This window comes from Amycolatopsis orientalis, assembly GCF_000943515.2.
GTDB classification, from domain to species: domain Bacteria; phylum Actinomycetota; class Actinomycetes; order Mycobacteriales; family Pseudonocardiaceae; genus Amycolatopsis; species Amycolatopsis orientalis.
Genome location: NZ_CP016174.1, coordinates 5,022,636 through 5,037,586, shown reverse-complemented (window position 1 = coordinate 5,037,586; position 14,951 = coordinate 5,022,636). Strand labels below are relative to the sequence as shown.

Sequence of the window (14,951 nt, the reverse complement as noted above, 5' to 3'; positions counted from 1 at the left end):
ATGAGCACCGCCTCCGCAGACACCGTCACCGGTGTCCCGGAACCGAAGGGATCCACGCCGGATCGGGCGCCACGGCGGATCTCGTTCAACCCGCGCCAGAGCGGGATCTACGTCGCGTTCGCGCTGATCGTCGTGCTGTTCTCGATTCTCACCGGCGGCGCGCTGCTGGAACCGCAGAACATCTCGAACCTGATCGTGCAGAACTCCTACGTGCTGATCCTCGCGATCGGGATGATCCTGATCATCATCGCCGGGCACATCGACCTGTCGGTCGGTTCGGTGGTGGCGCTGACCGGCGGGATCTCCGCCGTGCTGATGGTGAACCTCGGCATGGCGTGGCCGCTCGCGCTGCTCATCACGCTGGCCATCGGCGCGGTGATCGGGGCGTGGCAAGGGTATTGGGTCGCCTACTTCGGCATCCCCGCGTTCATCGTGACGTTGGCGGGGATGCTGATCTTCCGCGCGCTCACCCTGACCGTGCTCGGGAACCAGGGCATCGGCCCGTTCCCGGACGAGGTGCGGACGCTGGCGAACGGCTTCACCGGCGGGTATCTCGGCAACATCGGCCTCGGCCCGCTCGGCGGCGCCGACCTGGTGAGCCTGCTCGTCGGGGTGCTGGCGATCGCGGGCGCGGTCTTCTCGCAGTGGCGTAAGCGCTCGGCGCGGATCAACTACCTGCAAGAGGTCGATCCGTTGCCGATGTTCCTGCTGAAGATGGTCGCCGCGGCCGCGGTCGTGCTGTTCGTGGTGGTCCAGCTGGCCCGCTACAAGAACCTGCCGTGGGTGTTGATCCTGCTGTCCGTGCTGGTCATCGGGTACACGCTGGTGACGACGCGGGCGGTGTTCGGACGGCACATCTACGCCATCGGCGGGAACCTCCAGGCCGCGACCCTGTCCGGGGTGAAGGTCAAGTCGGTCACGTTCTGGATCTTCGTCAACATGGGTGTGCTGTCCGCGATCGCCGGCGTCATCGTCGCCGGACGGCTCAACCAGGCCGGCCCGACCGCGGGCAACATGTTCGAACTCGACGCCATCGCCGCGGCCTTCATCGGCGGCGCCGCCGTCCAGGGCGGGGTCGGCAAGGTGGTCGGCGCGATCACCGGCGGCCTGATCATGGGCGTCATCAACAACGGCATGTCCCTCATCGGCGCGCCGACCGAGAGCGTGAACCTCGTCAAGGGATTCGTGCTCCTCGCCGCCGTCGCCTACGACATCTGGACCAAACGCAGGTCGCGTACCGCCGCCTGACGGCGTGGGTGTTCCGGGCCGCTCCGGCGACCCGGGACACCCACGCCGTACCGAACCTCAGGAGACTTCAGTGTCGAAGCGCCTGTTCTTCGTTCTAGCGTCCGCTCTACTGCTCACGGCAGGTGTCCCGGCGGCCGCGGAAGCGGCACCGAGCGGGACGTTCTCCGTACTCACCTACAACATCGCGGGCCTGCCCGAATCCCTCTCGAGCGCACCGACGCCGCGGGAACCGGCCACGAGGGCGATCGGCGGCCGGATCGGCCCCTACGAGGTCGTGCACGTCCAGGAGGATTTCAACTACCACGCCACGCTCTACGCCGCCGACGGCCATCCTCATCGGACGCCGACCAGCGGCGGCGCGGGCTTCGGCAGTGGCCTCAACACGCTGTCGGGTATCCCTTACGACGTCGATGACTTCGAACGCGTCAAATGGGACTCGTGCCAGTTCGACTCCGGCGACTGCCTCACGCCGAAGGGGTTCACCTTCATGCGGGTCCGGCTCGCCGAGGGCGTGTTCACCGATTTCTACAACCTGCACACCAACGCCGGGACCAACGACGGTGACCTGAAGTCGAGGGCGGCCAACCTCAAGCAGCTGACGGCGTTCATGAAGACCCGGTCGGCGGGGAACGCCGTCGTGGTCATGGGCGACACCAACACCCGCTACACGAGGACGGGCGACACGATCGCGGCGTTCGCGGCCGACAACGGCCTGACCGACGCCTGGGTCCAGCTGGTCCGCGGCGGGACCGCGCCCGCCCCCGGCAGCCCCGCGCTGGTGTGCGACCCGGCGGCGGTGACGAACCACTGCGAGGTCGTCGACAAGATCCTTTACCGGGGCAGCAAGCTCGTGAGCCTCGAAGCGACCTCGTACGCCAACGAGCACGCCAAGTTCCTCGACGAATCGGGTGCGATGCTGTCGGATCATTCCCCGATCGCCACCGCCTTCACCTGGCGCCAGAACGCCGACTTCCTGCCGACCGATCAGTTCGGCGGTCCGCACGGCTCCTACTTCACCGACATCGACGCCATCCTCGCCGGTGCCGGCGTCCGCTCCCTGTCCGTGCGCGGCGGCTCCCGGGTGGACAACATCGGCCTCACCCTCGCCAACGGGACCACGGTGTCCCATGGCGGGAGCGGGGGAACCGCCGTCACCTTGACTCTGGAGAACGGCGAACACCTCGTCGCCGCGACGCTCTGCCGGGGCAAGCACGACAACACCACCCGGATCTTCTCGGCCACGTTCACCACCGACCGCGGCAGGACGTTGTCGGCCGGGACCGCGACGTCGGACTGCGTGACCCGCGGCGCGGTGCCGGGCTGGCAGATCGCGGGATTCCACGGCCGGGCCGGGGACGAGGTCGACAAGATCGGCTTCATCCGGACCCGGAGCTGACCCGGACCGGAAACGAACCACGACCATCGCAAAGGTGCGAAAGGAAGTGCTGTGCGCAGGAGAATCGTCCGGCTGGGCGCGCTGACGTCCATCATGGCCTTGGGGATCGGAGTTCCCGTCCCCGCCGCTTCGGGCCAGACACCGATGACCGACTACACGCTCGCCGTCGACGCGGCGGGCCGGGGTGCCACGATCGACCGTTCGATGTACGGCGTCTTCTTCGAGGACATCAACCGTGCCGCGGACGGCGGGCTGTACGCCGAACTCGTCCAGAACCGGTCCTTCGAATACGACAAGGCCGACAACGCGTCCTACACCCCGCTGACTTCCTGGGCGCCGACGTCACTCGGTGGAGGGACCGGTACGGCGCAGGTCGCCGACGACGACCAGCGCCTCAACGAGCGGAACCGGCGCTACCTGCGGCTCGACCTTGCCAGTGGTGAATACGGCGTCGCGAACTCCGGGTACAACTCGGGGATCCGCGTCGAGAAGGGCAAGCAGTACGACTTCTCGGTGTTCGCCCGGACCGATCGGGCGGCGGGGACGCCGCTCACGGTGGCCGTCACCGACCCCGCCGGGAAAGCGCTTGCCGATCCGCTGCGGGTTCAGGTCCGCGGCGACGGCTGGGTGAAGTACTCGGGTGCGGTCCGGGCGAGGGAGTCGAGTGCGCTCGGCAGGCTCGCGCTGACCGCGTCCGGCGGCGGGACACTGCGGCTGGACATGGTGTCGCTGTTCCCTCACGACACCTACAAGAACCGGCCCAACGGGATGCGGGCCGACCTCGCGGAGAAGATCGCCGCGCTCAAGCCCGGTTTCGTGCGGTTCCCCGGCGGATGTCTGGTCAACACCGGCAGCCACCGGGGTTACGAGGCGCCGGACTGGGAGCGGAAGCGCTCGTACCAGTGGAAGGACACCATCGGCCCGGTCGAGCAGCGCGCCACGAACGCGAACTTCTGGGGCTACAACCAGTCCTACGGCATCGGCTACTACGAGTACTTCCAGTTCTCCGAGGACATCGGCGCGATGCCGCTGCCGGTGGTGCCCGCGCTGGTCACCGGCTGCGGCCAGAACCGGGCCACCGACGATCCCGCGTTGCTGCGGCGGCACATCCAGGACACGCTCGACCTGATCGAGTTCGCCAACGGCCCGGTCACCTCGGCCTGGGGGAGGAAACGGGCCGAGATGGGGCATCCGGCGCCGTTCAACCTGACGCACGTCGGCGTCGGCAACGAGGAGAACCTGCCGGACGAGTTCTTCGCCCGCTTCACCGAGTTCCGCAAGGCGATCGCGGCGAAGTACCCCGGCATCACGGTGATCAGCAACTCCGGTCCGGACGACACCGGCGGGACGTTCGACCGGCTCTGGGACCTGAACCGGAACGCGAAGGTCGCCATGGTCGACGAGCATTACTACAACAGCCCGCAATGGTTCCTGCAGAACAACCAGCGCTACGACACCTACGACCGCAACGGTCCCAAGGTGTTCCTGGGCGAGTACGCGTCACTGGACAACAAGTTCGGCAACGCGCTGGCCGAGGCGGCGTACATGACCGGGCTGGAGCGCAATGCCGACGTCGTCAAGCTCGCGTCGTACGCGCCGCTGCTGGCGAACACCGACTACGTGCAGTGGAAACCGGACATGATCTGGTTCGACAACCAGCGCTCGTGGGGATCGGCCAGTTACGAGACGCAGAAGCTGTTCATGACCAACACCGGCGACCACGTCGTACCCAGCAAAGCGTCCTCGACGCCGTCGACGGTGGCGCCGATCTCGGGGGCCATCGGGCTGTCGACCTGGGCCACGAGCGCGGCCTACGACGACGTCAAGGTCACGTCGGCCGGGGGAGCGCAGCTGTTCTCGGACGACTTCTCCGGTGACGATTCACGCTGGACGAAGGTGGCCGGACGGGGTTCGTGGACGGTGTCGAACGGCGCGTACGTCCAGTCCGACCAGACCGCGGAGAACACACTGGTGACCGCGGGCGATCCGGCCTGGAGCGATTACGACTTCTCGGTGAAGGCGACCAAGACCGCCGGACGGGAAGGGTTCCTCATCGCGTTCGGGGTCAAGGACACCGGGAACAACTACTGGTGGAACCTCGGCGGCTGGAACAACACCGTCTCCGCCGTCGAGAAGACCGAGGGTGGCGGCAAGCAGACCCTGATCCAGAACGACACCAAGATCGAGACCGGCCGCCAGTACGACCTGCGGGTCGAGGTCCGCGGCCGTCAGGTCACGCTGTTCGTCGACGGGCAGAAGTGGGGCTCGTTCACCGACGACAAGGTCGCCGAGCCGTTCCGCCAGGTCGTCACGCGTGACCTCAAGACCGGTGAACTCGTGGTCAAGGTGGTCAACGCGCAGAACGCGGCCGCCCGCACCAAGGTCGACCTCGGTACCCGGGTCCAGCCTGGTTCGAGCGCACGCGTGACGACGTTGCAGGGCCTGCCCGACGACGTCAACACCGCCTACGCCACACCGATCGCGCCCCGCGAATCACGGTTCACCGGTGTGGCGAACACCTTCAGCTACACCTTCCCGCCGAATTCCGTGACCTTCCTGCGCTTCCCGGCCCGAGTGAGGGGATGACCATGACGATCGACCGACGTGACCTGTTCAGAGCGGGTGGCGGGCTGCTGGCCGCCACCGCCGTCGGCACGCTGACCTCGACGGCCGCCACCGCCGCTGCCGCCGAAGCCGCTCCGGCCGGGCTGACCACCCGGAACCCGCTGGTCGAGCAGCGGGCGGATCCGTTCATCACCCGGCCGGTGAACGGGATGTACTACCTGACCGGCTCGGTGCCCGAGTACGACCGGATCGTCGTGCGCGGCTCCGCCACCATCGACGGCCTGGCCACCGCCAGGGAGAAGACGATCTGGCGGCGTCCGTCGTCCGGCAAGATGGGCGGCCACATCTGGGCGCCGGAACTGCACCGGATCGACGGGCGCTGGTACGTCTACTTCGCCGCCGGCGACTCGGACGACGTGTTCCGCATCCGGACGTACGTGCTGGAGTCCACTTCGGACGATCCACGGGCCGATACCTGGGTGCTGCGCGGGCAGATGGTGACCAAGTGGGACACCTTCACCCTCGACTCGACGACGTTCGAACACCGGGGCAAGCGGTATTTCGCCTGGGCGCAGAGCGAACCGGGGATCGCGACCAACAGCAACCTGTACCTGGCCGAGATGGCGTCGCCGCTGGCGCTCAAGGGCGACCCCGCCCGGCTCGCGGTGCCGACGCTGCCGTGGGAGATCCAGGGGTTCAAGGTCAACGAGGGGCCTGCCGTGCTCATCCGCAACGGCCGGGTCTTCATGACCTACTCGGCGAGCGCCACCGATTCCCGGTACTGCATGGGACTCCTCACCGCCGACGAACGATCGGATCTGCTCGACCCGCGCTCGTGGACGAAGTCGCCGCAGCCGGTGTTCACCACCAGCGAGGCCACCCGGCAGTACGGGCCAGGGCACAATTCGTTCACCGTCGCCGAAGACGGGGTGACCGACGTACTCGTCTACCACGCCCGCGACTACCGCGACATCACCGGCGATCCGCTGTACGACCCGAACCGGCACACCCGGGTCCAGCGGCTGTACTGGAACAACGACGGCACCCCGAGTTTCGGCGTCCCGGTCGGCAAGGGCGGCCCCTGCTTACGACTGTCTCCTTTGGACGCTCCCGCGTCCTATGTGCGGCACTACGAATACCGGCTGCGCGCCGATGGTGACGTGCGGGAACTCGCCGATTCCCAGTTCCGGATCGTGGCGGGTTTCCGCGGTGGCGGCAGTGTGGCGTTGCAGTCGGTGAACTTCCCGGACCGCTACGTCCGCGTGGTGGACGGTTCGACCGTGCGGATCGATCCGTACGACGAAAGCGACGCGTACGGCCGGGCGGCGAGTTTCACCCAGGTGCCGGGCCTCGCCGACCAGCAGGCGGTGTCGTTCCGCCTGTCCGGTGATCCTGCCACCTATTTGGCCCACGACAATGGAAGGATCTTGCCCTTCCGTCCCGGTACCGGGGTGCGGGATCGTCAACGGGTCAGCTTCCGGCTCAGCTGAACTCTCTGGGAGGTCGAACGCAGTGCTGCGAACACGCCCCATGGTTCTGGTACTGGCGATGCTCGCCGGTACCCTCGCCGCGGCCGTCCCGCCGGCCGCGGCCGACGGTCCACCCGCCGACGTCCAGTCCTATCTCGACGATCCACGGAAGGTGTCCGAGGGACAGGAACCACCGCACGCCTATCTGCGCCCGTACGCGGACGTTTCCGCCGCCGCCCGCCGCGACGAACGCTCCCCGTACACGATGTCGCTCGACGGCAAATGGCGGATCGCGATGGCGGACAACCCGTCCCAGGTCCCGGCGGGCTTTCACGAGGACGGCTACGACGCGTCACGCTGGCGCGAGGTGTCCGTGCCGCATACGTGGCAGACCGACGGTCTGGACCACCCGATCTTCCGCAACATCGCCACCGAGATCCAGCCGGACGATCCGCCACGCGTCCCGCGTGACGTCAACCCGACCGGTGCCTATGTCCGCGACTTCCCGTTGCCGTCGGACTGGACGCAGCGGAAGACGTTCCTGCGGTTCGACGGCGTCACGTCGGCGTACTTCGTCTGGGTCAACGGGAAGTACATCGGCTACGACCAGGGCGGGTACACCCCGGCGGAGTTCGACATCTCGGCCGCGCTGCGGCCGGGGCCGAACCGGATCGCCGTGCAGGTGCACCGCTGGAGCGCGGGCGCCTATCTGGAGGATGTCGACCAGTGGCGGTACTCTGGCATCTTCCGTTCGGTGACCCTGCATTCGGCGCCGGGCACGTTCATCCAGGACGTCGGGCTGACGACCGACCTCGACGCGTCCTACACCGACGCCACGCTCAAGGCCGCGGTCGAGGTCGCCACCAAACCCGGTGGGACGACGGGCAAGCACCGGGTCGGCCTGAGCCTGCGCGACGCGGCGGGCAAGGAGGTCGGGGCGGTGAACGGGGAAGTCGATCCGGGTGGCAAGACCACATTGAGCCTGCCGGTCCGCAGCCCCGCGAAGTGGTCCGACGAGACGCCGAACCTGTACACGGTCGTCCTCACGCTGACCGCGCCCGACGGCCGGGTCACGCACATCACCAGTGAGACGGTCGGCTTCCGTGAGATCGAGATCCGCGACAAGCAGTTGCTGGTCAACGGAAAGCGCTTACTGTTCAAGGGCGTCAACCGGGCCGAGACCGATCCCGACCACGGCAGGCATGTGCCCCGCCGCGCGCAGGAACGCGATGTCGCGCTGATGAAGCAGCTCAACGTCAACGCGGTCCGCACGTCGCATTACCCGTCGGATCCGTACTTCTACGAGCTGGCCGACCGGCACGGGCTCTGGATCGACGACGAGATCGACATCGAGACCCACAACCACGAGAACTGCGCGAACTACTGCCAGGCGAACGACCCGGCCTGGCGGGACGCGTTCTTCGACCGGATGATCGGCATGGTCGAACGGGACAAGAACCATCCGAGCGTCTTCCTGTGGGACACCGGGAACGAAGCCGGTCTCGGTGCGCACCACTTCGCGCTGGCCGAATGGCTGGACGTGAACGAGCCGACCCGGCCGATCTACCACCAGTCGAACAACCCGGACGGCGACGCTCCCTTCGCCGACGTCTGGGGGCCGCGCTATCCGTCCCCGGAGAAGTTCGCGGAGCAGGCCAAGAACACCACCAAACCGCTGATCTTCGGCGAGTACGCGCACGCGATGGGCAACAGCCTGGGGAACTTCCGGGAGTTCTGGGACACCCTCCGCGCGAATCCCCAGACCCAGGGTGGGTTCATCTGGGACTGGGCGGAGCAGAACATCCGGCAGCCGATCCGGATCACCCCGGACTCCTCCGGCAACGACATCTCGGCGCATGTGACCGGAAAACCGGATCTGGTCGAAGGCCATCGCGGAAAGGCGCTGGCACTGTCCGGATTGGACGATTTCGTCGAGGTCTACCGTGACCGGAAACTCGACATCACCGGCAAGGCGCTCACCCTCGACGCGTGGGTGAAGCCGGGGAAGTGGACCGGCGACTTCCGCATCCTCGGGAAGGGCGACCACCAGTACGCGCTCAAGATGAAGACGCAGGACACCCTGGAGTTCTTCATCCACAGTGGAACGTGGCAGGCAGTCCAGGCCAAGGTACCCGCCGACTTCTACGGCAACTGGCACCGGGTGAGCGGTACCTACGACGGTACGGCCCTGCGGCTGTACCTCGACGGCAAGGAGGTCGGGAACAAACCGTTCACCGGCGCGATCGATCCGTCGTCGGCCGAGGTCAACATCGGCCGCGATTTCGAAACGTCGTGGAACGATCCGTCTTCGATCGGCTGGATGGGACGCGGCGCGGTCGACGACGTCCGCGTCTACGACAAGCCGCTTTCCGCCGCGGACCTGTCCAGTGCCACACCGGCCGGTGGAGCGGTGCTGGCGCTGGACTTCGACAGCGTCACCGATCGCGGAAGCCACCTCTCCTACGGGTCGAGTCTGTCCGGTGTGGACGGTCTGATCGGTTCGGATCGGTCGGCGCAGCCGGAGACCGCGCAGATGGCGTGGGCCCACCAGCCGATCCGTTTCGCCTACTCCGGCGGCGCGCTGTCGGTGACCAACGAGCGGCAGTTCAAGGGCACCGACGAGCTGAACCTGCGGTGGCGGATCCAGGAAGGCTCCCGGATCGTCGCCCGTGGCGAGCAGCCGTTGCGCGTCGGCGCGGCGTCGACGGGGAAGACCTCCTTGCCCGTACCGGCGAATCCGGCCGATCGGGAACGGTTCCTCACCGTCGAGGCGGTGACGACCCAAGGCGAACCGATGCTCGCGCGAGGGCACGTCCTGGCGCACGACCAGTTCTCCTTGGGGGGCAAGCGGATTCCGGGTCTGGACCGCTCGCCGCTCGACGGGAAGTCCGTCAACGTCAGCGAGGACGCGGCTTCGGTGACGGCGTCCGCGGCCGGCGTCACGTACAAACTGGACAAGAACACGGGGACGTTGTCGTCCATCCGGCACCAGGGCAAGGAATTGCTGAGCGGCGGGCCGAAGCTCGACGCGTGGCGCGCGCCGATCAGCAACGAGACCTTCGCCTGGGGTCGCGCCGAAGGTGAGGACTGGCGCAAGGCCGGACTGGACCGGCTGAAGACCACGGTCACCGGCGTCCGCGTGGAGAAGGACGGCTCGCGGAGCGCGCGGGTGATCGTGGACAGCCGGGTCGCGGCGCCGGACGTCGCCGGGGCGTGGTTCGACCAGACGATGACCTACACCGTGGACCGGACCGGGACGCTGAGCCTCGGCAACAAGGTGGTGCCGCAGGGGAGCGTGCGCACCCTGCCGTACCTGCCGAGGATCGGGGTCTCGCTGGCGGTGCCGGATTCCTACGACCGGTTCGCCTGGTACGGGCGGAAGGCCGAGAGCTACGTCGACCGGAAGGACGGGACCCCGATCGGCGTCCAGTCCAGCACGGTGGACCAGCAGTACGTCGACTACCACCGGCCGCAGGACCACGGCAACCACACCGACAGCCGGTGGGCGCTGCTCACCGACGGCCGGACCGGCGGACTGCTGGTCGGGGGAGCGAACGACGTCAGCGTGACCCCGTTCGACGACCTCGACCGGGCGGCGTACCCGTTCCAGTTGCGGCGCAACCCGGGCTGGTTCACGCTGCACGCCAGCCACGCTGTCACCGGTGTGGGGGACACGCCCAATCCGGTCCGTGAGCGCAGTCAGGTGCAGCAGGACCGCACCTACGAGTACACGCTGTCACTGCGGCCGCTGACTTCGCAGGAAGCGCGGGCGGGGCTGCCCGACGGCGGGTGATCTCAGGTCTCGTGAGTGGTGATGACGGTTCTAACCGTTATTACCACTCACGAGACGAGACACCGGCCGCTCGCTCTCGCTAGTCTCGGTCCGACTGCGAGGGAGGACTGACTTCATGGCGGAATGGGCCGATCTGGTCGCGTTCGTACGGCAGGAATATCGGATCATCCGGGACGAACCGGACGAAATCCGGATCCGGTTGTCCTATGGGGACGACGACTACGAAGAGCGGGCCCAGACCGTGGTCATCGCGCGCGAGATCTTCGACCGCCGCGAGGACTGGGTACAGATCGCGACGCCGTTCGCGCGCGTCGACGAGGTCGACCTGGCCACCGTCCTGACGGAGATCGGCAACACGATCGTCGTCGGGGGACTGGTGGTCATGGGCGAACACCTGGTGCTGCGCCATTCCCTGCCGCTGGTGAACCTCGACATCAACGAGTTCACCGACCCGCTCGAACTCGTCGCGGGCTCGGCGGAATTGCTGGAGCAGCAGTTCACCGGACGCGACGACTACTGAGCCCGGGGCGGGCCAGCGTGTTTCGCGAGGACTTCGTCGAAGGAGGTCACGCGTTCGCATTCCTTCTCGGTGAGCTTATTGATCGCCGCTCGGTAGGCCTGCGCTTGGGCCGTGCTGGGCAGCTCGCCGCCGAGAAGAGACGGCAGCCCGAGTTCGAAGCCGCAGCGGGACCGTACTCCGTAGCGGTGCCGGGCACGGGCGACGACCATTTCGGCGAGTTCGGTTTCCTCGCGTGTTCCGGCGGCGACGCCGTACTCGGCGAGGAACCGCCGCCAGCATTCCTCGATACTCGCCTCGACGGCCGCCAAGGCCTCGGCGGGACGGCCGCCGCGGGGAAGAGCGGTCATGACGGGGACCCTGGACCGCGTACGGCCGGATCGCGGTCGCTATTTCGCCCGGAGAAGGGTGTCGGCGTCGATGCAGAGGTGACCGTCGCAGGGAACGACCGTCAGTTCGTGGGTTTCGGTGGGGGAGGGACGGCCGTCGCGGTAGTGCAAGGTGATGCGCGCCCGCACGGTCGTCGCGGAGGTGGCCGAGGCACTGTGGACGTCCACCGCGCTGATCTTTCCCCAGTGGGCCTCGTAATCGGTCAGGCCGCGGCGTTGCAGATTCGGTCCGATGAGCGGCCAGCCCGCACGGGTGTCGGGCATCAGGCGGTAGTAACCGGTGACGAACTCCGCGATGCCTTCGCTCGAGGTCGGCTGGAGCGTGACGGACATCGTTGTGGGATGGGGGAGCGTGGTGGTCGTCGTCGGTGGGGATTCAGGTCGCGGTTCGACCACGGCGGGCAGCGGTGTGCCGGCTGTCTGGGTCGAGCCAGCGAAGTGAACGCCGACGAAGATGGCCGCCAGCATGGACCCCGAGACCCCCAGTACCAAAAACACCAGCCAGACGTTGACCTGTGGCTGCCCGGCGTGGCGGACCTGCGTCGTGCCCGCTGATCGCGCACCGCCACCGTCGCGACGGCTGAGCACCTGCGAAATGCCGCTGATCAGCCCCGTCGCGACCGTGAACGCGACGGCGAGACCCCACGCGAGGTAATTGGTCTTGAGGTCGGTCGCGAAATTGATCGCCGTGCTGAGAGCGGCGGCGATGAAGGCGCCGAGCAGGGACCAGAACCACACAGAACCCGCCCGTCGCAAGATCGTCTCCCTTTTTCGCGTGTCGAAGCCATCGGCTTACCACTCGCGGGGCGGACGGACGTTGTTACGATGGACGGGTTCTGTGGCTCTATCGTGATCGGTGTGCCTTTTCCAGCGCGGAAAGGAACGTGACCACGGACTGCGCGCCGGAAACGCCATAAGCGCCGTTCAGTACGAAGAACGGGACCCCGTTGACGCCGATCCTGCGGGCCTCGGCGAAATCCGCGTCGACCTCGCCTGCGAACTTCGTGCCCTCCAGCACCTCGCGCGCCTCGTCCTCGGGGACACCGACCTCGGCGCCGAGCCGGACCAGCGTGTCGAGATCGTCGACGATCTCGCCGTCACAGAGGTGCGCCTTGAGCAGCCGCTCGTGCATTCGATCGCCGAGTCCGTGCTGATCGGCGAGATGGGTGAGGCGGTGGGCGTCGAGGGTGTTGACCGACACGGCGTTGTCGAGGTCATAGGTCAGCCCCTCCGCGGCGGCGAGTTCGGTGACCTGGCGCGTCATCGCCTTGACCTGCTCGGGCGGCGCGCCCATCTTCTTGGCGAGCATGTCCCGCACCGGCTCGCGGTGTCCCCGGGGGTGCGAGGAATCGAGCTGGAAACTGTGCCAGCGCACCTCGACCTCGGCGGCGTGCCCGAATCGGCCGAGCGCGGTCTCCATCCGGCGTTTGCCGATGTAGCACCACGGGCAGACGACGTCGGACCAGACGTCGATGGACATCACCACGAGCACACCCCGTCCGTGCAGGTCGGCGCGTCCTCGGCGCCGAGGACGATCAGGTTCGGTTCGGCGGGCTCTGGTCGTTCGAGCGGTTCTTGTTCAGCAGGGGCGGTCATGACCACTTCCGTTGGTTACTTCTTGTTCGTAACCTCAACCTACGCCAGTATGGGGCGCGCCGGTAAGGAGGCACTTCCATGTCAGCTACGCACATCGATGTGCCCATGCCCGTACCCGCCGACCACGACTGCCCGACCCGCGAAATCCTCGACCTGATCGGTGACAAGTGGAGCGTCCTCATCGTGGTGTTGCTCGGCAAACGGACCTTCCGGTTCGGCGAACTGCACCGGGGGATCGAGGGGATCAGCCAGCGGATGCTGACCCTGACGCTGCGCGCCCTGGTCCGGGACGGGCTGGTGACGCGGACGCCGTACGCGACGGTGCCGCCGCGAGTCGACTACTCGCTCACCGAACTCGGCCGGACGCTGCTCGTCCCGCTGAGTGCGCTGGACACCTGGGCGAACACGCATCGGGACGACATCCTCGCGGCGCGGGAGCGGCACGATTCGGCCGGTTGACGGTTCTCCCGCGAATGCCCCGCGGTTCGTCCTCTCAATGCGGTGGTTCGGTGTGCGAACCACCGCATTGAGAGGACGAAACGCTCAGGGTGGACGGGGTGACCGCGTGACCTCCAAGTGGGGAGGACTCGCGGCCCTGCTCGCGGGCTTCTTCGTGCTCCTGCTCGATACGACGATCGTCGCCGTGGCGAGCCCGAGCATCCAAGCGGACCTCGGCGGCGACGTCGCCGGGCTGTTCTGGGTGACGGCCGGCTATCTGCTGGCGTTCTCGGTCCCGCTGCTCGTCGCCGGACGGCTTGGTGACCTCTTCGACCCGAAGCGGGTCTACCTCTTCGGCATGGGCGGTTTCGCGGTCGCCTCCGTGCTGTGCGGACTCGCGCCGTCGATCGGCTGGCTCATCGCTTTCCGTGTCCTGCAAGGACTCGCGGCCGCGGCGATGTCCCCGCAACCGCTCACGCTGATCCGGCGGCTCTTCGCCGACGACGAACGTGGTCGCGCCTTCGGCATCTGGGGTTCGGTCGCCGCCGCGGCCACGCTGCTCGGGCCCATCCTCGGCGGTTTGCTGACCGCGAGCCTGGACTGGCGCTGGATCTTCTGGGTCAACGTGCCGTTCTGCGTGATCGCCGTCGTGATGGGGATCCGTCTGATCCCGGGAAGTCAGGGGAGCCCGGCCCGTTTCGATCTCGTTGGTGCCGCGTTGAGCACCGCGGGCTTGAGCCTTCTCGTCTGGGCCCTGTTGTCCTGGCGCACGCTCTCGGCGTCGATGATCTTCGCCGCCATCGCTCTGGCCGTGGTGCTGCTTCTCGTCTTCTACCGTCTATACCGCCTTCGCAGCCGCGCGGAGGTTCTCGCGCCGCTGTGGCTCTATCGCTCGTCCGGCTACCTGTCGGCGAGCCTCGCGATGGCGTCCCTCGGCGCGACGGTACTCGCCATGGCCCTGCCGACCATGCTCTACACCCAACAGGCGCGAGGCTTCGGCCCGATCGAAGCCGCCATGGTCCTGTCGCCGGACGCACTCGTGGCGATCGTGTTGTCGCCCCCGGCAGGCCGATGGGCCGACCGCGTGGGGGCTCGACGGCCGGCGGTACTCGGCATGAGTCTGCTCACGGTGAGCCTTGTGCTGATCGGCTTGGTGGTCGTGCTGAACCTGAGTCCGTGGTGGATCCTTCCCGGTGCCGCGATCCTGGGGGCCGCCAACGCCCTGGCGTGGTCGCCGCTTTCCGCCGTCGCGATGGCTTCGGTGGAGCAGGACGAGGCGGGCAGCGCCTCGGGTCTGTTCAATACCGTGCGGCAGGTGGGCGCGGTGGCGGGAGTGGCGGTGACCGGTGCGATTCTGGCGGGCCTCGAATCAAGTCCGAGGCTGGCGTTTGGAGTTGTTTACGGGTTTATCGGTGTTGTGGCCGCGGCCGGTGTGGTTGCGGCGGTGCGGTTGCCGGTGGTTTTGGCTGCTCCTCGGGAATCTGGGGCGATGAACGCGGCTTGAATTGGGTGAAGTCGTGAATCGGCCTGATGAACGTGG

The 14,951-nt window shown here is 67.5% G+C and carries 11 protein-coding genes; 8 read left to right on the top strand and 3 right to left on the bottom strand.

Features of this window, described 5'->3' with window-relative positions; genetic code table 11:
• The 6 genes from mmsB (at position 1) to SD37_RS22005 (ending at position 10,991) form a co-directional block, all read left to right on the top strand.
• Positions 1-1,248, top strand: a complete 1,248-nt coding sequence (mmsB, locus tag SD37_RS22030; protein ID WP_044856502.1) for a multiple monosaccharide ABC transporter permease — start codon at positions 1-3, stop codon at positions 1,246-1,248.
• Positions 1,249-1,318: 70 nt separating this feature from the next.
• Positions 1,319-2,644: a jacalin-like lectin gene (locus SD37_RS22025; protein WP_052675168.1), complete on the top strand. Its 1,326-nt coding sequence runs from the start codon at positions 1,319-1,321 to the stop codon at positions 2,642-2,644.
• Positions 2,645-2,695: 51 nt separating this feature from the next.
• Entirely contained in the window at positions 2,696-5,230 is a 2,535-nt protein-coding gene (locus SD37_RS22020) for an alpha-L-arabinofuranosidase C-terminal domain-containing protein (RefSeq protein ID WP_145926693.1), read from the top strand.
• Between the two features lie 2 nt (positions 5,231-5,232).
• Positions 5,233-6,699 (top strand): family 43 glycosylhydrolase, encoded by a 1,467-nt coding sequence (locus SD37_RS22015; RefSeq protein ID WP_236725076.1) that lies wholly within the window; start codon positions 5,233-5,235, stop codon positions 6,697-6,699.
• Between the two features lie 40 nt (positions 6,700-6,739).
• Positions 6,740-10,471 carry a glycoside hydrolase family 2 TIM barrel-domain containing protein gene (locus SD37_RS22010; RefSeq protein ID WP_236725075.1) on the top strand — a complete coding sequence of 1,244 codons (3,732 nt, stop codon included), beginning with the start codon at positions 6,740-6,742 and terminating at the stop codon, positions 10,469-10,471.
• Positions 10,472-10,586: 115 nt separating this feature from the next.
• Complete coding sequence (locus SD37_RS22005; protein WP_044856498.1) at positions 10,587-10,991, top strand: hypothetical protein; 405 nt, start codon at positions 10,587-10,589, stop codon at positions 10,989-10,991.
• On the opposite strand, the gene SD37_RS22000 is transcribed toward SD37_RS22005, so the two are convergent.
• The 3 genes from SD37_RS22000 to SD37_RS21990 all read right to left on the bottom strand — a co-directional run bounded on the left by SD37_RS22000 (position 10,985) and on the right by SD37_RS21990 (position 12,857).
• Positions 10,985-11,338, bottom strand: coding sequence for a hypothetical protein (locus tag SD37_RS22000; RefSeq protein ID WP_044856497.1), 354 nt, complete (start codon positions 11,336-11,338; stop codon positions 10,985-10,987). The two genes, SD37_RS22005 and SD37_RS22000, sit on opposite strands and share 7 nt — an antisense overlap.
• A gap of 39 nt (positions 11,339-11,377) precedes the next feature.
• On the bottom strand, positions 11,378-12,133 hold the full coding sequence (locus SD37_RS21995) for a hypothetical protein (RefSeq protein ID WP_044856496.1): 756 nt from the start codon (positions 12,131-12,133) through the stop codon (positions 11,378-11,380).
• 88 nt (positions 12,134-12,221) lie between these two features.
• Entirely contained in the window at positions 12,222-12,857 is a 636-nt protein-coding gene (locus SD37_RS21990) for a DsbA family oxidoreductase (protein WP_044856530.1), read from the bottom strand.
• Positions 12,858-13,051: 194 nt separating this feature from the next.
• Between SD37_RS21990 and SD37_RS21985 the strand changes: the two genes are divergently transcribed.
• Both SD37_RS21985 and SD37_RS21980 read left to right on the top strand, forming a co-directional pair.
• The gene (locus SD37_RS21985) at positions 13,052-13,432 is read left to right on the top strand and encodes a winged helix-turn-helix transcriptional regulator (protein WP_044856495.1); all 381 of its coding nucleotides are present in this window, start codon (positions 13,052-13,054) and stop codon (positions 13,430-13,432) included.
• A gap of 106 nt (positions 13,433-13,538) precedes the next feature.
• Positions 13,539-14,915 (top strand): MFS transporter, encoded by a 1,377-nt coding sequence (locus tag SD37_RS21980; RefSeq protein WP_044856494.1) that lies wholly within the window; start codon positions 13,539-13,541, stop codon positions 14,913-14,915.
• Positions 14,916-14,951: the final 36 nt, after the last annotated feature.

What these genes read in the sequence shown, in the direction of transcription:
- SD37_RS22000 (WP_044856497.1), bottom strand. Translation starts at nt 11,338, where the DNA reads ATGACCGCTCTTCCCCGCGGCGGCCGTCCCGCCGAGGCCTTGGCGGCC.
- SD37_RS21990 (WP_044856530.1), bottom strand. Translation starts at nt 12,857, where the DNA reads ATGTCCATCGACGTCTGGTCCGACGTCGTCTGCCCGTGGTGCTACATC.
- SD37_RS22005 (WP_044856498.1), top strand. Translation starts at nt 10,587, where the DNA reads ATGGCGGAATGGGCCGATCTGGTCGCGTTCGTACGGCAGGAATATCGG.
- SD37_RS21985 (WP_044856495.1), top strand. Translation starts at nt 13,052, where the DNA reads ATGTCAGCTACGCACATCGATGTGCCCATGCCCGTACCCGCCGACCAC.
- SD37_RS22015 (WP_236725076.1), top strand. Translation starts at nt 5,233, where the DNA reads ATGACGATCGACCGACGTGACCTGTTCAGAGCGGGTGGCGGGCTGCTG.
- SD37_RS22010 (WP_236725075.1), top strand. Translation starts at nt 6,740, where the DNA reads ATGGTTCTGGTACTGGCGATGCTCGCCGGTACCCTCGCCGCGGCCGTC.
- mmsB (WP_044856502.1), top strand. Translation starts at nt 1, where the DNA reads ATGAGCACCGCCTCCGCAGACACCGTCACCGGTGTCCCGGAACCGAAG.